This window comes from Stenotrophomonas sp. CASM114 (assembly GCF_049384325.1).
Classification (GTDB): Bacteria; Pseudomonadota; Gammaproteobacteria; order Xanthomonadales; family Xanthomonadaceae; genus Stenotrophomonas; species Stenotrophomonas muris.
The window spans coordinates 54,920-71,759 of the sequence record NZ_JBMRGJ010000017.1; the positions used below are offsets into that span (position 1 = coordinate 54,920).

The following is a 16,840-nucleotide window of genomic DNA, read 5'->3' on the forward strand; positions in this document are numbered from 1 at the left end:
CCGCGCGCACGGGCCAACCGAATCGGGAACCCCCTTGAACGCTGTCCTCTCTCGTCCTGACAACAGTCGTGGCGCTCCCCGGCCACCGCTGCGTGAACACGTCGCCCAGTCCGTGCGCCGCTACCTGCGTGATCTTGATGGCTGCGACGCGGACGATGTCTACGAGATCGTGCTGCGCGAGATGGAAATCCCGCTGTTCGTGGAAGTGCTCAACCACTGCGAAGGCAACCAGAGCCGCGCCGCCGCGATGCTGGGCATCCACCGCGCCACCCTGCGCAAGAAACTGAAGGAATACGGCATCAGCGCCTGAGCGCGCGCGGGTAGTGCCGGCCGCTCGCCGGCAACCCCATGAACGATGGCAGGATGTCGCAGTTGCCGGCCAGCGGCCGGCACTACCGGTAGATCCACGCCATGCGTGGATGCAGCCCCGGCAGGATCACCCGCCGCCGCCCGCCTTCCAGTAGTACCGCACCACATGGAAGAACACCGGCGCGGCGAAGCACACCGAATCGAGCCGGTCGAGCATGCCGCCATGGCCCTCGATCATGTGGCCCCAGTCCTTGATGCCACGGTCGCGCTTGATCGCCGACATCACCAGGCCGCCCCAGAATCCCATCAGGTTGATCAGCAGCGACAGGCCGAACGCCTGCAGCGGCGTGAACGGGGTGATCCACCACAGCGCGGCCCCAAGCGCGCTGGCACTCAGCACGCCACCCACGAAGCCCTCCACCGTCTTCGATGGCGACAGCTTCGGCGCGATCAGGTGCCGGCCCAGCAGCTTGCCCCAGATGTACTGCAACACGTCCGAGGACTGCACCACGATCACCAGGAAGGCGAACAGCAGCACGTTGCGCGAGGGGTCATGACCGGGCACGTGCAGGTTCAGCAGCAGCGGCACGTGCGAGATGCAGAACACGCAGATCATCAACCCCCACTGCACCTTCGCGGTGCGCTCCAGGTAGTGCGTGGTATCGCCACCGATGGTCGACAGGATCGGCAGGAACAGGAACGCATAGACCGGGATCAGCAGCGTGTACATGCCGTACCAGTCGATCCACACCAGGTAGTACTGCCACGGCAGCACGATGTAGAACGCAGCCAGCAGCGCGTAGTAGTCGCCTGAACGGGTCGGCGCCAGGGTGATGAACTCGCGCAGCGCGAACAACGAAATGATCGCGAACAGCACGATCACCCCGGCGCGGCCGAAGAACAGCGCCAGCCCGACCACGATCGCCATCACCCACCATGCACGGATACGCGACACCAGGTTGGCGATCACCGCGCTGGGCTGACCGCGCTGGCGCCAGCGCAGGGTCTCGGCCACCAGCGTGGCCAGCACCAGCACCGCGCCGACGCCGGCAAACAGCAGGCCGGTCTGCTGGCCGACACTCTGCGTTGCCAGATCGCCAGATACATCCAGCACGAAACTCATGCACGACCCCCATTCGGCGCCAGGTCCAGCAGCGCCTGCCGGCTGCGGGCCAGGAATGCGGCCTTGTCCTCGTCGGCCTGCAGCCGCAGCGGCGTGCCGAAGGTGGCCGTGCACAGCAGCGGCAACGGCAGGAACCGCCCCTTCGGCATCACCCGCTTCAGGTTGTCGATCCATACCGGCACGAACTCCAGCTCCGGCCGTTGCCGCGCCAGGTGGTAGATGCCGCTCTTGAACGGCAACAGCGGTTCATCGCCGATATTGCGCGTGCCTTCCGGGAACAGGATCAGCGAGCAGTCTTCGTCCACCGCATCGCGCAGTACCTTCAACGGGTCCTGCTGGCGATGGCCGGCCTCGCGCTCGACCAGAACACCGTTGAACACCGCATCGATCAGGTAGCGACGCAGGCCATCACGCTGCCAGTACTCGGCCGCGGCCACCGGGCGCACCTGGCGCCGCAGTGCCGGTGGCATCGATGACCAGATCAGCACGAAGTCACCATGGCTGGCGTGGTTGCCGTAGTACACGCGGCGCTCGCTGGACGGCGCGCAACCGATCCACAGCGCGCGTGCGCCGGTCACCACATGGATCGCGCCACTGCAGGCGCGGGCAATCAGTTCGGCAAACATCGGTCACTCCCATTCACGTCTGCGGCCACACCACGGCCAGCACCAGCAGTGCGAACTGCACTGCGGTCAGCAGGTACTGGCGCAGCAGCAGGCGGCGCATGCCGGACCAGCGCGCATCCCAGCCACGCAGTGGCGCATCGGGCGACGCGCGGCGCAGGCCACTGTCGTGCAGCAGCTGATCGATGCGGCGTGCGGCGGCTTCGCCCTCCAGTCCTTCATCGCGCAGCAGCTGCAGCAGGCTGGCATCCAGCCCCACCCGCCACGCGTGGTAGGCCTGTGCGATGCCCGCGGCAACACTGAGCAGCAACAGGCCGGCAGCGATCATCGCCAGCCCCGGCTCGGTGCCGAGCAGCAGCAGTGCCACCAGCAACATCCCCAGCGACAGCAGCGCCGGCCAACGCCCCTGGCGCAGCAGCAGGTGCATGGTCACCAGATCGGGAACCGTGCTCATGCGCGCGCTCCTGCCGCAGCAATGATGGCATGCAGATGCGCCGCGTGCAGCACGATGCCGGGGCGTGCAGCCCGCACGATCGCCACTGCCGCGTTCGCATCGGCGGCACGACCACTGCGCAGCAGCCAGGTGGCGACGCTGGCGGCGCTGCGCGAATAGCCCAGCGCGCAGCACACCAGCAGCGGCCCCTGCACGCGCAGACGCTCGATGGCACCGGCCGCCTCGCGCAGCTGTTCCGGCGTGGGCACCACCAGGTCCAGCATCGGCACGCTGGCATACGCCGCGCCCGGCGCGCGGCAGGACAGTTCAGCACAGGTATCGACCACGCCGACCAGCGGTGTTGGCAACGCAGCACAGGGAATGCGTCCCAGCCACACGTCATCCATCACCGGCACCGGATGCGGCGCACGCCGCGTCCACAGCCGCGAATTGACCCAGGCTGCGCCCAGGTACGGCGCCAGCAGCCAGCGTGCCGCCATGGTCAGGCGACCATCGGCGCGCTTCTGGAACACCGCGGTACCCAGCCCGGCATAGGCCAGCGCCACCAGCAGCAGCGACACCACCGGCCACAGCAGCCACAACGCGGCGCCACGCAGAAGCACCACCGGCACCAGCAGTACAGCGGCCCCCAGCAGGTACACCCCTGCCAGGCGCCAGCGCTTGGCATCACGTGCCGTGCGCCATGCACGCAGCGGTGGCGTGCCCTGCTCCGGCCACAGCCACACGCACAACCAGCCGGCCAGCAGGCCGGTCGGGATATCGATGAAGTGATGCTGGAACGTGGTCAGCACCGAGACGCCGATCAACAGCGCCCACGCGTGCAGCACCCAGCGCCACACCCCGTGCAGGTACTGTGCGAACTTCACCCACAGCACGATCAGCAACACGATGTGCAGCGACGGTGCCTGGTTGAACGGCTTGTCGAAGCCCAGCAGCACATCGAACAGCCAGCCGAACACACCGCCGATCTGCGGACGCTCGAAGCTGAAGCGCAGCGGCCACAGCAGGAAGCAGCTCACGGCGATCAGCTGTGCGCTGAACAGCCGCAATGCGTGCCGGTCCAGCTCCAGCCGTTGCCGGCACAGGAAGAACGAGACCGCGTAGAACAGGTCGATCGACCAGTACGGCACGATCGTCCATGGCACGAACGGGATGCGGGTCTCCCAGCCGAACGCCATCACCGGCAGAGTGGCGTGGCGGCCGGCCATCCAGTTGGCGAAGCCATAACTGGCGAAGAAGAACGGACCCAGCAGGGCCAGCCACAACAGGGCGCGCCGCCAGGGGCGCCCCTCTGCGGCCAGTGGGGATGCGGCGAGCGTCGCCATCACGCGGTCCGGCGCGCCAGCGATACGGTGAAGATGCCGAAGTCGTCGATACGCTGCGCCACCTTCTCGAACCCGGCCAGGCGCACCAGTTCGTCCATCTCCTGCTGGGTACGGCGGCGCATCACCCACGCTGCGCCACCGCGGTGGCTGGTCAAGGCACGGGCAATGAATTCCAGCTGCGGGTGCCAGGGCTGGCCGGTATAGGCCAGGTAGCCACCCACCGGCACCGCTGCGGCAATGCCCTGCAGCGAGCGCAGCACGGCGTCGTTGTCGGGGAACAGTTCGTACAGGCCCGAGACCACCGCCAGTGTCGGTGCTGGATCGACCTTGGCCAGTTGCGCCGGATCGAACGCATCGCCCTGCTCGAAGCGGGCGATGTCGGCCGCACCGAGGCGCTCGATCAACGCTTGGCCCTGGGTCACGTTCAGATCGCTGAAATCACGCAGCACGATACGGTCGGCGCGCTGTTCGCCCTGGCCCAGCGCTTCCAGCACATACCGGCCATGGCCGGCGGCCACGTCCAGCACACGCACCGGCGTGCCCTGCCCGCGCAGGCGCTGGGCAGCGTCGCGCAGCAGTTCCTGCAGGTGCTGGCCGCGCACGCGGATGCCACGCCAGCCGATTGCATCCAGGTAGTTGCGGTCGACCATCCGCCCCAATGGGCCCTTGCCGCGCGCCTCATTCCGGTAGATGTAGTCCAGCGTGCTACCGGAATCGAAACCGGTCTGCAGGCCCAGCGCGATGCCTTCGGACAGCGTGCCGCCGAAGCGCAGGCCGCCACGTACCATGCGCCAGCGCAGGTCGGCCAGGCTGTTGCGTTCCGGTGGCCAAGCCAGGATCTCCGATTCCTCGAAGGTCGGCCCATGGCGGTGCGCGTCGCGCCGTGACAGCTCGCGCAACGGTTCGGCAAAACGCGCCTGGATGAAGCTGCGGATGCGCGCCAGTGCTGGTGCACGATCGCGCTCGCCCAGCGTGTCGTGGAAGAAGCCCGGCAGATGCACACGCTCCTTGATCGGGCTGGACAGACGCTCGTAGAAGCGGTCCTGCGGGCCACGGTGCACGACGAAATCCGAGCCGGACACCAGCAGCTGCACCGGTACGCTGATTGCCTGCGCATCGGCCACGATGCGGTCGGCCGCCTCGTACAGGCCCAGCAGCACGCGCACCGAAATCGGGCGGGTGATCAGCGGGTCGGTGCGATAGCTCTCTACCCGCGCCGGGTCATGGGTCAGCCACTGCGGCTTGACGTAGCTGTTGACGAAGAAGTTGCCACGCAGCTTCTGCATCAAGGCCAGGCCCGGCCGCGCGAACGGCACGTACAGCTTCACCTTGAACGCCGGCGAGGCCATGACCAGCGCGCGCAGGCGTGGCGCGTAATCGTGCACCCAGGTCGCGGCGACCACCGCCCCTACGCTCTGCGCGATCACCACGATGTCTTCCACCGCAATGCCGTGCTCGGCGCCGATGTGGGCGATGAAACTGTCCAGATCACGCACCAGCGCCGGGAAGCCCGGTGCATCGCCCCGTGCGCCCGGCGAACGGCCATTGCCGCGCGCGTCCCAGGCGAAGAAGGCGGTGTCGGGCAGGTCCAGCTCATCGACCAGGTGGGTGACCCGGCCGGAGTGCTCATGGCCGCGGTGCAGCAGCACGATGGCCTTGGTGGCCGGCGTTGCGGTGGTGCCCGCCCAGTACCGGTAGAACAGCGGTACCTGGTCGAAGCTGTGGAATTCCCGTTCCTGCGCCTGACGCATGCAATCTCCTGATTGTCTTCTTGTATCTGCTTGATTAATTCGGCGAAACCGCTGCTTCCCGCAGTCCCCGACGGACGCGGTTGACCATCGTCAGCACGCACAGCACCGCCATGACCGCGGCCACGCCAGTGACCGTCATCGCGCCAACCCACTCGAACGCCAGCAGCAGGCCCAGCGCACCGATCACGAACGCGCGATCGCTCTTGCCCATCGGGCCGTCATAGCGGCGGCTGGCACCGACCATCAGCCCCAGCACCCCGGCGTACTCGCTCAGGGCCGCGGTCCAGGCCAGCAGCCACAGCATCTCGGGGCGCACGCCCGGCACGCTGAGCAGGCTCAGGTACAGCGCCGCATCGGCGATCACATCGCACAGCTCATTCAGATAGGCGCCCAGCCGCGACTGCTGGCCGAACTCGCGGGCCAGCATGCCGTCCACGGCGTTGAGCGCCATGCGCAGCAGCATCCACAGTGGCAGCAGCAGGTACAGCAGGGGCTGGGCCGGCGCGCAGCACCAGACGGCGGCGGCCACCAGCAGCGAGAACACGGCAGCGGCCACGGTCACCGTATTGGCAGTGATCCCCATGCGGTACAGACCGCGTACGGCTGGACGCAACAGGTCCTGGAAACGTCCTTTCAATGCATAGATCGACATGATCCGTACCCGCTGATCCTTGGCAGTGCGGGCACAGCCTACCCCATCGTTGGCAGATTCCGACAACCCTGCTCTAGTCCGCAGGCCAGCCCCCGGATCGGGCCGGATCGGTGTGCCCGACCCGGCCTTGCGTCGATCGCCACGGCAAATTCCCCCTTCCAGCGCCCGCCACCGGCCCCCACCGCCTACAATATCGGCCCCGCTCCGCTGCCGATTCTGTCCCATGACTGCTGATCTGTTGCCCGTCCGCCGGGCCCTCCTCTCCGTTTCCGACAAGACCGGTCTGGTCGAGCTGGCCACTGCGCTGGCGGCACGCGGCGTGGAGCTGCTGTCCACCGGCGGCACCGCCAAGGCGATCCGCGATGCGGGCCTGGCCGTGAAGGACGTGGCCGACGTCACCGGTTTCCCGGAAATGATGGACGGCCGGGTCAAGACCCTGCACCCGATGGTGCACGGCGGCCTGCTGGGCCGTTCCGGCCTGGATGATGCGGTGATGGCTGAGCACGGCATCGGTGCCATCGACCTGCTGGTGCTGAACCTGTACCCGTTCGAATCGGTCACCGCCAAGGCCGACTGCACCCTGGCCGACGCGGTGGAGAACATCGACATCGGCGGCCCGGCCATGCTGCGTTCGGCGGCCAAGAACTTCGCCCGCGTGGCGGTGGCCACCGACCCGTCGCAGTACGCCGAACTGCTGGCCTCGCTGGCGGCCAACGACGGCCAGCTGTCGGCCGCCACCCGCTTCGCGTTCTCGGTGGCCGCGTTCAACCGCGTCGCCCAGTACGACGCGGCGATCAGCAACTACCTGTCGGCGGTCACCGCCACCGACGCCGCCGTACCGGCACGTGCCGAGTACCCGGCGCAGATGAACTCCACCTTCGTGAAGGTGATGGACCTGCGCTACGGCGAGAACCCGCACCAGAGCGGCGCGTTCTACCGCGACCTGTACCCGGTGCCGGGCACGCTGGCGACCTTCCAGCAGCTGCAGGGCAAGGAGCTGAGCTACAACAACCTGGCCGACGCCGACGCGGCGTGGGAATGCGTGCGCCAGTTCGATGCGCCGGCCTGCGTCATCGTCAAGCACGCCAATCCGTGCGGCGTGGCGGTTGGCGCCGGCAACGGCGATGCCTACGAGCTGGCCTACGCCACCGACCCGACCAGCGCCTTCGGCGGCATCATTGCCTTCAACAAGCCGCTGGATGCGGCCACTGCAAAGGTCATCCTCGACCGCCAGTTCGTTGAGGTGCTGATTGCCCCGGATTACGAGCCGGCCGCGCTGGAATACGCACAGAAGAAGGCCAACGTGCGCGTGCTGCGCATCCCGCACGGTGATGGCCTGAACAACTTCGACAGCAAGCGCGTCGGCTCGGGCCTGCTGCTGCAGTCCTCGGACAACCGCGGCATGACCCGCGACGAACTGAAGGTGGTCAGCAAGCTGGCGCCGACCGACAAGCAGTTCACCGACCTGCTGTTCGCCTGGAAGGTGGCCAAGTTCGTGAAGTCCAACGCGATTGTGTACGCCAAGGACAACCGCACGATTGGCGTGGGCGCCGGCCAGATGAGCCGCGTGTACTCGGCCCGCATCGCCGGCATCAAGGCCGCCGATGCGAACCTGGTGGTCGAGGGTTCGGTGATGGCTTCCGATGCGTTCTTCCCGTTCCGCGATGGCATCGATGCCGCTGCAGCCGCCGGCATCAAGGCGGTCATCCAGCCGGGCGGTTCGATGCGCGATGCCGAAGTGATCGCCGCCGCCGACGAACATGGCCTGGCCATGGTGTTCACCGGCGTGCGCCACTTCCGCCACTGATCCGCATCACGAAGCCGGGCGCTGCCCGGCTTTTCTCTTCCGTACCCGAGAACCCTGTCCCATGAAGATCCTCGTCATCGGCTCTGGCGGCCGCGAACACGCCCTGGCATGGAAGCTGGCCCAGTCCTCCCGTGTCACCGAAGTGATCGTGGCGCCCGGCAACGCCGGTACCGCCAGCGAAGACACGTGCCGCAACGTGGCAGTCAAGGTGACCGATATCGACGGCCTGCTGGCGTTGGCCCAGGCCGAAGGCGTAGCGCTGACCGTGGTCGGCCCGGAAGTACCGCTGGTGGCCGGCGTGGTCGACCGCTTCCGCGCCGCCGGCCTGCGCATCTTCGGGCCAACCGCCGCCGCCGCGCAGCTGGAAGGCAGCAAGGCCTACGCCAAGGACTTCCTGGCGCGCCACAACATCCCCACCGCGTACTACGCCGTGCACAGCGACGTGGACGCCGCGCTGGCGTATGTGCGCGAGAAGGGCGCACCGATCGTGGTCAAGGCCGATGGCCTGGCCGCCGGCAAGGGCGTGATCGTGGCGATGAGCCTGACCGAGGCCGAGGACGCGGTGCGTGACATGCTGTCCGGCAACGCGTTTGGCGATGCCGGTGCGCGCGTGGTCATCGAGGAATTCCTCGACGGTGAGGAAGCCAGCTTCATTTCGATGGTGGACGGCGTGCATGCGCTGCCGATGGCCACCTCGCAGGACCACAAGCGCGTCGGCGACGGCGACACCGGCCCGAACACCGGCGGCATGGGCGCCTATTCGCCGGCCCCGGTGGTGACGCCGGAGGTGCATGCACGGGTGATGCGCGAGGTGGTGAACCCCACCGTGCAGGGCATGATCGCCGACGGCATCCCGTTCACCGGTTTCCTCTACGCCGGCCTGATGATCGATGCCAGCGGCGCACCGAAGGTGATCGAATTCAACGTGCGCTTTGGCGACCCGGAAACCCAGCCAGTGATGCTGCGCCTGCAGTCGGACCTGGTCGAGCTGGTGGAAGCGGCCATCGATGGCCGCCTGGATGAGGTCGAAGCGCAGTGGGACGCGCGCCCGTCGCTGGGCGTGGTGCTGGCGGCCAGGCCGTACCCGGAAGCGCCGATCACCGGTGACGTGATTTCCGGCCTGGACGACGTGCCGGCCAGTGCCAAGGTGTTCCATGCCGGTACGGCATTGGATGCGCAGGGCCACGTGGTCAGTGCGGGCGGTCGCGTGCTGTGCGTGGCCGCACTGGGCGACAGCGTGCGCGACGCGCAGGCCAATGCCTATGCCGGCGTGGCCAAGGTGAGCTGGGCCAACGCGTTCCACCGCAACGACATTGGTTGGCGCGCGATCGCACGCGAGGGGTGAGGCACACCCCCGCTTCCATGCATGGCGCGGATTGAATACCACGGTAAAGCAAAGGCCCGGCATTGCCGGGCCTTTGCTTTACAGGACTGCTTCGAGACCCTTCCGATCAATCAGGTTCAAAAGCTTCAGCGACGGCCCGCTCGGCTTCTTCCCGCCCTGTTCCCAGCTACGGACCGTCGAAACGCTGGTGTTGAGCACACCTGCGAACACCGGCTGGCTAAGTTCCAACGACGTGCGAAGTGCACGGATCTGGGCGCTGCTGTATTCGGGCACAGGCCCCAGACAAAGCGCCTCGTACATGCTCATGCGCCGCTTGTCGATGAAGCCGCTGGCGTAAAGGCCCGCCGCGCCTTCATGCACCGCATCGAGGATCGCACTCTTTGCACGTCCATGTTCAACCGTCTTTGTCATGGCAAATCTCCTGCAGTTCTCCGCAGATAACTGCCCTGTCCAACTGTTCAGGGCTCATTCTCAAGAACTCAGACACATACAGCTGAAGGGCGTCCCGTTCCGCACTACTGATGGTCGCGCGCGCGTTCTTCTCGTAGCAGAAGAGAAAGAACCAGTAGCGCCCCACCTTAGTTGCGACAATAACGCGGGCGCTACCGCGCTTTCCGCGGCCCGGCAGCGCAACCCGCTTTTTGAGAAGGCCGCCCCCTATATCTGCATCAATCCGTCCTTGACGCATTTCCACCGCCGCGCGGCACAAGGCTCTATCGGTCAGTGAAGAACGTCGTGTACTGCGGTTGAAGCTTCGAGTGCGGAAGACACGTGACATGATCATACCGTGCCACCGAGTGGTACGGCGTGAAAATCAGCGTCCAGCGCATGCTCCGGTCGGCGCAGCTGCCGCCCTGGCGCCAGGATTGATCCACGCCATGCGTGGATGCGCTCCAGAAACAAAAAGGCCCGGCATCTCCGCCGGGCCTTTCTTCATTCCAACGCCTTCCCGCTTACGCGGTGAACAGCGCCTTCATCTTCTTCAGCGCGTTCGCTTCAACCTGGCGGATGCGCTCGGCCGACACGCCGTACTCGTCGGCCAGTTCCTGCAGCGTCACCTTGCTGTCCGCGTCCAGCCAGCGGCGGCGGATGATGTCGCGCGAGCGAGCATCCAGTTCCGCCAGGCCTTCGCGCAGCAGCTGCATCTGGTTGTCTTCGCTGTCCTCGCGCTCGTAGGCCATCGACGGGTCTTCGTCATCGGCAACCAGGAACGCAGCCGGCGACGGCGGCGCGTGCTCGTTGTCCTCGTCGGTCGGCGCATCGAACCCGATATCGCGACCCGACAGGCGCGACTCCATTTCCATGACCTCGCGCTCGGAAACGTTCAGGTCCTTGGCCACCGCGCTCACCTCAGCCGCGTTCATCCAGCCCAGGCGCGTCTTCGACTTGCGCAGGTTGAAGAACAGCTTGCGCTGCGCCTTGGTGGTAGCGACCTTCACGATGCGCCAGTTCTTCAGGATGAACTCGTGCATCTCGGCACGGATCCAGTGCACCGCGAAGGAGACCAGGCGCACGCCCATGTCCGGGTCGAAGCGCTTGACCGCCTTCATCAGGCCGATGTTGCCTTCCTGGATCAGGTCGCCCAGGGCAAGGCCGTAGCCGTTGTAGCCGCGGGCCACGTGCACCACGAAGCGCAGGTGCGAATGCACCAGCTCGCGGGCAGCGTCCAGATCGTTGCCGTCGCGGAAGCGACGGGCCAGGTCCTGTTCGTCATCGACCGACAGCACCGGGATCTGGTGCACGGCACCGATGTAGGCGTCCAGCGAACCGAGCGCACTGGGAATCGGGAGATTGTTTGCCACAAGGGCAGTAGAGGTGTTCTGGCTCATAGGCACCCATCTTAGCAGTCCGGGATTTGGACTGCTAAAGGAGGAAAAAGTTCCAGCATCCCATTGATGCAACACTGGTCCCAAACAGAGCCCTACCGTAGCGCGATTTGATGACAGTGGCGAGCATGCTTTTCGGGATTCACAATCCCTTGGAATTCAAGCAATTAGCTGGCGTAAAGCGGCCGATTCCGGTCAAGCGGAGCTGAACGGGCCGTTCTGAAGGCCCATTCAGGCCCGGGAACGTTGCCCGGTGTTCAGGCCCAGCGGCCCGCCAGCCCTCAGAGTGCCGAGCGCGGCGGCAGCGACCAGTCGATCGGGGCCTGGCCGCAGCGCTGCAGGTACTCGTTGGCCATCGAGAAATGACGACAGCCGAGGAAGCCCCGATGGGCCGAAAGCGGCGACGGATGCGGCGACTTCAGCACGCGATGGCGGCGGGTGTCGATCACCTTGCCCTTCTGCTGCGCATAGGCGCCCCAGAGCATGAACACCAGCCCTTCGCGCTCGCGGTTGAGCACATCCACCACGTGGTCGGTGAAGCCTTCCCAGCCACGACCCTGGTGCGCACCGGCCTTGCCCTCTTCCACCGTCAGCACCGCATTGAGCAGCAGCACGCCACGCTGCGCCCACGGAATCAGGCAGCCGTGGTCCGGACGCGGGATACCGAGATCGCTCTCGATCTCCTTGTAGATGTTCAGCAGCGACGGCGGCACCGGCACGCCCGGCGGCACCGAGAAACTCAGGCCATGTGCCTGGCCGCGACCGTGGTACGGGTCCTGCCCGAGGATCACCACCTTCACCTGCTCGAACGGCGTGGCGTCGAACGCGGCGAAGATCTGCGGGCCGGGCGGGAACACCGCCGCGCCACTGGCCTTGCGCTGGCGCAGGAAGCTGGACAGCTCGCGCATCTGCGGCTGCAACAGGTAATCGCCGACATGCTGCTTCCAGCTCGGTTCCAGCTGGATCGTCGGGGTGTCGGCTACTTCATCCATCATCGCAACAGAGGTCCATCGTTCAATCGGGCCAGCCTCAGCTGGAACAGCACCTTGGTGACCAGCAGCCGTTCTTCGATCGGCTTGAGCACCAGGTCGTTGGCACCGGACTGCAGCAGCCCGGTCTGGTTGTGTGGGTTGCCATCGCCGGTCATCACCAGCACCGGCAGGCGGCGCTTGCCGTAGCCGAAATCCACGCGCACGCGCTGCACCACGTCGCGACCGCTCAGTTCGCCCTTCAGGGTGACGTCGGTCAGCACCAGGTCGATACGGTGGCGACTGCGGCCCAGCGACTCGGCGGTGAGCAGGGTGAACGCTTCTTCGGCGCTGACCACGTGCAGCACGTTCAACTGCTGGCGTTCCAGCATGCGCTTGGTAGCCTCGGCCACCACGCGGCTGTCCTCGATATAGAGGATGGTGGCACCGGGGATGGTCTGCGGCTGCACGTAGCCGCGGATGAAGGTCGCCAGTGCTTCATGGCCGAGCGATTTGTCGAAATAGTCGGTGACGTACTCGGTGAAGCGGCGCTGCTCCAGGTGCTGCTGGGCATCGCCGGAGACCACGATCACCGGCACATAGGCCTGGCCGGCCGCTTCGCGCACCATCCGCGCCAGCGCCAGGCCGTCGCCATCGCGCAGGGTCAGCGAGGTCGTCACCAGGTCCACCGGCCCCTGTGCCAGCGCCTGCTGTGCGTCCTCGATGCTGTCGCAGCCGATCACCTCCACGCCCGGCAGGTCACGCTGCAGGACGTCGGCGATCAGCTTGCGCACCAGCTTCGAGCCATCGACCACCATCACCCGCGTCGCGGGCCCTTCAAGGTGTTTCAGCGCTTGCGGTTGCATGCCGGTCTCAGGTGTCGGTCGGGCGGGTCTGGCGGAGGAAGTGGCCGGTGACCAGCCAGGCGCCCAGCCAACCCAGCAGCAGCGTGCCGAGCAGGACCAGGCCGCCGTGCAGCAGGTCCAGGCCGTGCAGTACGAACGGGCTGCCGTAGCTGCGCGAGAGTTCGGCCAGCGGCATGCGCAGGGCGGCACCCGCAGCGCCGATCAGGGCCAGCGCCACCGCGCCGGCGCCCAGGCCGTACCACGCGCCCAGATACAGGAACGGGCGGCGGATGAAGCCATCGCTGGCGCCGAGCAGCTGCAGCACGCCGATCTCTTCGCGGCGGGCCTGGATGTCCAGGCGCACCGTGTTGCCGACCACCAGCGCGGCACCCGCGCCGAGCAGGACCGACAGCACCTGCACCAGCCGCGCACCGAAGGCAAGCCAGGCATCCAGGCGCTGGCGCCACAGCGCATCGTGCTGCACCAGATCGGCCTCCGGCAGGCTTTCCAGCGCGCGCGCCAGGCGTGCGTCGTCCTTGCCCTGGCCGGGAGTGATCACCAGCAGCGAAGGCAGCGGATTGTCGTTGAGTGCGTCGATCGCCTCACCCAGGCCGGCATCGCGCAGTTCCTGCAGGCCCTGCTCGGGCGTGCGCACGTTCACTTCGGCCACGTCGTCGCGGTCGCGCAGCTGGCCGGCCAGGCGCAGCGCGCCGGGTGCATCGACGTTGCCCTTCAGGAACACATTGATGTCGCGCGACTGCTGCACGCTGCCGGCGAACTGCTTGAGGTTGTCCAGCGCGATCGACAGGCCCAGCGGCAGCGCCAGCGCCAGCGCCATGACCATCACCGTCAGCAGGGTCGCCCATGGCTTGCGGCAGGCGCGGCCCAGGCTGAACACCACGCTGTGCACGTGGTGCTGGAACCAGACGCCCACGCGTGAGGGGGCGGCGGCTTCGCTGTTTTCGTTCTTCGCCATCGGTTACTCCGCCAGGTCCTGCGGCGAGATGTCATCCACCAGCCGGCCATGGTCGAGGATCAGCACGCGCTTGCGCATGCGGCGCAGCAGCGGCAGGTCGTGGCTGACCACCAGTACGCTGGTGCCGCGCGAGGGCAGCTCGGCGAACAGGGCCATGATCTCCGCCGCCAGGGTCGGGTCGAGGTTGCCGGTCGGCTCATCGGCCACCAGCAGCTTGGGCTCGCCGACGATGGCGCGGGCGATGCCCACGCGCTGCTGCTCGCCGGCCGACAGCTGCGAGGGCAGCGCCTTCTCGCGATGGCCCAGGCCCATCCGCTCCAGCACCGAGCGCACGCGCTTGCTGATGTCGCCACGGCGGGTGCCGCGCAGGATCAGCGGCAGCGCCACGTTCTCGGCGATCGAGCGGTCCATCAGCAGCCGGTGGTCCTGGTAGACCGCGCCCACCGCGCGTCGGTGGCGGGGCACGTCGCCGCCGCGCACCTTCAGCAGGTTGCGCTCGTCGAACACCACCGCGCCGCGGCTGGGCCGCTCGTCGAGGTGGATCAACTTGAGCAGGGTGCTCTTGCCCGCACCGGAATGGCCGGTGACGAACAGCATCTCGCCCGGCGCGACCTCGAAGCTGACATCGATCAGCGCCTCGTGGCCACCGGCGTACTGTTTGCTGACATTGTCGAAGCGCAGGACACTCATGCCCCGATTATGCAGGAGCGGCGCGACCTCGTGGAGACGGTCGCGCCGATCGGTAGTGCCGGCCGCTGGCCGGCAGCCATGTGGGTTGCGGGCCAGCGGCCGGCAACCCACATGGCTGCCGGCCAGCGGCCGGCACTACCGTTCAAAGCGACCCGACCAGCGGTCGGGTGCTACCCGCTGATCGGCAGCGCCGATCAGCTGCCCGACAGCATCCGGCGGATCTTGCGGCCGATGCGGGTCAGGAACGAATCGCCGCTGTCGGCCGCCGTGCGCACCGGCTTGGCCATCACCTGCACCGGGGTCACCGGGCTGGCGCCGTTGCCGGCGTTGGCCTGCACACCCTCGCTACCCTCGACCGGACGTCCGTGGCGACGACGACGGCGCTTGCGCGGCTTGCGCTCGCCATCCACGGCACCTTCCGGCGCGCCCTCGGCGCGCGGCGGGCGCGGCGGACGCGGAGCCTGGGCGACAGCGGCTTCAGCACCTTCGGCCGGGGCAGCTGCAACCTGCTCGCCTTCCACGCGCGGCTTGCGCGGGCCACGCGAACGGCGCTCGCCGCTGCGCTCACCGTCGCGACGCTCGCCACGGCCACCGCCGGAGCGGCCCCCACTGCGACCACCACCACGGCGCTCTTCTTCAGCGGCGCGGGCTTCGCGCGCTTCACGGAAGATCTGGCCGACGCTCTCGTTCTCCTCACCTTCCTCGCCAGCAGCCGGGGCCGGGCGTTCCGGGCGCGGCAGCGGCGTCAACAGTTCCTTGGTGACCGGCTCGGACGGGATCTTCTGCTCGATGTAGGCCTCGATGTCCGGCAGGCCCATCGCGTAGCGTTCGCAGGCGAAGCTGATCGCATCACCCTCTTCGCCCAGGCGCGCGGTACGACCGATGCGGTGCACGTAGTCTTCGGCGTCGAACGGCAGGTCGTAGTTGTAGACGTACTTGATGCCGTCGATGTGCAGGCCACGCGCGGCCACGTCGGTGGCCACCAGGATTTCCAGCTGGCCCTTCTGGAAGCGGTTGAGCAGGCTCTCACGCTTCTTCTGCGGCACGTCGCCGGACAGCACGCCGACGCGGTAGCCGGCCTTTTCCAGCGAGCGGGCGACGCGCTCGACGAACACCTTGGTATTGACGAACACCATGGTGCGCGCGCCTTCACTGCGCGACAGCAGGCCCAGCAGCAGCGGGATCTTCTCGTCGTCGGCCGGGAAATAGATGCGCTGGCGCACGCGCGCAGCGGTGATGGTCTCGGCTTCGACCACCAGCTTCTGCGGCTCGTTCATGTGCTCGTAGGCCAGCTCCAGCACGCGATGGCTGAGGGTGGCACTGAACAGCAGGGTCTGGCGGATGGTGCGTTCCGGCATGCGGCGCAGCAGGAAGCGGATGTCCTTGATGAAGCCCAGATCGAACATGCGATCGGCTTCGTCCAGCACGCAGATCTCGCAGGCATGCAGCGAGACCACCTTGTGCTGCTTGACGTAGTCGATCAGGCGGCCCGGGGTGGCGATGATCACGTCCACGCCCTGCTGCAGCAGCTCACGCTGCTTGTCGTAATCCACGCCGCCGTAGACCAGCGCGAAACGCAGGCCCAGGTCGGAACCGAACTTCACCGCATCCTTGTGGATCTGGATGGCCAGTTCGCGGGTCGGGGCAAGGATCAGCGCACGCGGATCCTCCGGCTTGCGGTCGGCCAGCGCCGGGCGGGTCAGCAGGCGGTTCACGACAGCGACCAGGAAGGCCAGGGTCTTGCCGGTGCCGGTCTGGGCCTGGCCGGCAACATCACCGCCGGGCAGCGCGACCGGCAGGGTCAGCGCCTGGATCGGGGTGCAGCGGGTGAATCCGGCTCCTTCAAGGCCGGCCTGCAGGGCCGGATGCAGCTCGAAGGAGGAGAAGGTCAAATCGGTCAGCGGTTTGTCGCTCATGAGTCCGTCTTGGTATGGCCGCCGGCCCGTGGGGCGGCTGGCACTTCATCGTCTAGGGGCACCGTCGCAAACTGCGGCCCCTGCGGCGGGTTGGCAGGCTGGGACCACCGGTCCGCGCGCCGCACAATGCCCCAGTTTACCGCACTCGGGCAGGCAAACCGGAATGCAGCGTCTCATGGCATCCAGAGACGCCACCTTCACCCAGCCACACCGGACTTGAACGGCCTGCC

The 16,840-nt window shown here is 67.3% G+C and carries 17 protein-coding genes; 3 read left to right on the forward strand and 14 right to left on the reverse strand.

Features of this window, described 5'->3' with window-relative positions; genetic code table 11:
- Positions 1 to 34: 34 nt before the first annotated feature.
- Positions 35 to 310 carry a DNA-binding transcriptional regulator Fis gene (gene fis / locus VG566_RS15375; protein WP_005419706.1) on the forward strand — a complete coding sequence of 92 codons (276 nt, stop codon included), beginning with the start codon at positions 35 to 37 and terminating at the stop codon, positions 308 to 310.
- A gap of 126 nt (positions 311 to 436) precedes the next feature.
- Here fis and VG566_RS15380 read toward each other — a convergent pair whose 3' ends face one another.
- The 6 genes from VG566_RS15380 to VG566_RS15405 are packed head-to-tail and all read right to left on the reverse strand — an operon-like array spanning position 437 to position 6,237.
- Entirely contained in the window at positions 437 to 1,432 is a 996-nt protein-coding gene (locus VG566_RS15380) for a phosphatidate cytidylyltransferase (RefSeq protein WP_014648618.1), read from the reverse strand.
- Positions 1,429 to 2,058, reverse strand: coding sequence for a lysophospholipid acyltransferase family protein (locus VG566_RS15385; RefSeq protein ID WP_241884808.1), 630 nt, complete (start codon positions 2,056 to 2,058; stop codon positions 1,429 to 1,431). The genes VG566_RS15380 and VG566_RS15385 overlap by 4 nt, the downstream gene beginning before the upstream one ends.
- A 13-nt stretch (positions 2,059 to 2,071) precedes the next feature.
- Positions 2,072 to 2,509 (reverse strand): hypothetical protein, encoded by a 438-nt coding sequence (locus tag VG566_RS15390; RefSeq protein ID WP_014648620.1) that lies wholly within the window; start codon positions 2,507 to 2,509, stop codon positions 2,072 to 2,074.
- Positions 2,506 to 3,834, reverse strand: coding sequence for a phosphatase PAP2/dual specificity phosphatase family protein (locus VG566_RS15395; protein WP_414934054.1), 1,329 nt, complete (start codon positions 3,832 to 3,834; stop codon positions 2,506 to 2,508). The genes VG566_RS15390 and VG566_RS15395 overlap by 4 nt, the downstream gene beginning before the upstream one ends.
- Positions 3,834 to 5,585 (reverse strand): bifunctional alpha/beta hydrolase/class I SAM-dependent methyltransferase, encoded by a 1,752-nt coding sequence (locus tag VG566_RS15400; RefSeq protein WP_241884809.1) that lies wholly within the window; start codon positions 5,583 to 5,585, stop codon positions 3,834 to 3,836. The genes VG566_RS15395 and VG566_RS15400 overlap by 1 nt, the downstream gene beginning before the upstream one ends.
- Before the next feature lie 34 nt (positions 5,586 to 5,619).
- Positions 5,620 to 6,237, reverse strand: a complete 618-nt coding sequence (locus tag VG566_RS15405) for a CDP-alcohol phosphatidyltransferase family protein (RefSeq protein WP_241884810.1) — start codon at positions 6,235 to 6,237, stop codon at positions 5,620 to 5,622.
- 223 nt (positions 6,238 to 6,460) lie between these two features.
- On the opposite strand from VG566_RS15405, the gene purH reads away from it, so the two are divergent.
- Complete coding sequence (purH, locus tag VG566_RS15410; protein ID WP_005411265.1) at positions 6,461 to 8,044, forward strand: bifunctional phosphoribosylaminoimidazolecarboxamide formyltransferase/IMP cyclohydrolase; 1,584 nt, start codon at positions 6,461 to 6,463, stop codon at positions 8,042 to 8,044.
- A 61-nt stretch (positions 8,045 to 8,105) separates the two neighbouring features.
- Positions 8,106 to 9,389 carry a phosphoribosylamine--glycine ligase gene (purD, locus tag VG566_RS15415; RefSeq protein WP_014648625.1) on the forward strand — a complete coding sequence of 428 codons (1,284 nt, stop codon included), beginning with the start codon at positions 8,106 to 8,108 and terminating at the stop codon, positions 9,387 to 9,389.
- Positions 9,390 to 9,467: 78 nt separating this feature from the next.
- Here purD and VG566_RS15420 read toward each other — a convergent pair whose 3' ends face one another.
- The 8 genes from VG566_RS15420 to rhlB form a co-directional block, all read right to left on the reverse strand.
- Positions 9,468 to 9,800, reverse strand: a complete 333-nt coding sequence (locus tag VG566_RS15420) for a helix-turn-helix domain-containing protein (protein WP_169411602.1) — start codon at positions 9,798 to 9,800, stop codon at positions 9,468 to 9,470.
- A complete protein-coding gene (locus tag VG566_RS15425) occupies positions 9,784 to 10,167 on the reverse strand; it encodes a type II toxin-antitoxin system RelE/ParE family toxin (RefSeq protein WP_241884811.1) in 384 nt (127 codons plus the stop codon). The genes VG566_RS15420 and VG566_RS15425 overlap by 17 nt, the downstream gene beginning before the upstream one ends.
- A gap of 175 nt (positions 10,168 to 10,342) precedes the next feature.
- Positions 10,343 to 11,218 carry an RNA polymerase sigma factor RpoH gene (gene rpoH / locus VG566_RS15430; protein WP_005411269.1) on the reverse strand — a complete coding sequence of 292 codons (876 nt, stop codon included), beginning with the start codon at positions 11,216 to 11,218 and terminating at the stop codon, positions 10,343 to 10,345.
- A gap of 278 nt (positions 11,219 to 11,496) precedes the next feature.
- On the reverse strand, positions 11,497 to 12,210 hold the full coding sequence (gene ung / locus VG566_RS15435; protein WP_197561442.1) for a uracil-DNA glycosylase: 714 nt from the start codon (positions 12,208 to 12,210) through the stop codon (positions 11,497 to 11,499).
- The gene (locus VG566_RS15440) at positions 12,207 to 13,049 is read right to left on the reverse strand and encodes a response regulator (RefSeq protein WP_019660837.1); all 843 of its coding nucleotides are present in this window, start codon (positions 13,047 to 13,049) and stop codon (positions 12,207 to 12,209) included. Before VG566_RS15440 ends, ung begins: the two co-directional genes overlap by 4 nt.
- Before the next feature lie 7 nt (positions 13,050 to 13,056).
- Complete coding sequence (ftsX, locus tag VG566_RS15445) at positions 13,057 to 14,004, reverse strand: permease-like cell division protein FtsX (RefSeq protein ID WP_032961674.1); 948 nt, start codon at positions 14,002 to 14,004, stop codon at positions 13,057 to 13,059.
- Between the two features lie 3 nt (positions 14,005 to 14,007).
- The gene (ftsE, locus tag VG566_RS15450) at positions 14,008 to 14,694 is read right to left on the reverse strand and encodes a cell division ATP-binding protein FtsE (RefSeq protein ID WP_014648630.1); all 687 of its coding nucleotides are present in this window, start codon (positions 14,692 to 14,694) and stop codon (positions 14,008 to 14,010) included.
- Positions 14,695 to 14,888: 194 nt separating this feature from the next.
- On the reverse strand, positions 14,889 to 16,610 hold the full coding sequence (gene rhlB, locus VG566_RS15455) for an ATP-dependent RNA helicase RhlB (protein ID WP_049404055.1): 1,722 nt from the start codon (positions 16,608 to 16,610) through the stop codon (positions 14,889 to 14,891).
- Between the last annotated feature and the right edge of the window lie 230 nt (positions 16,611 to 16,840).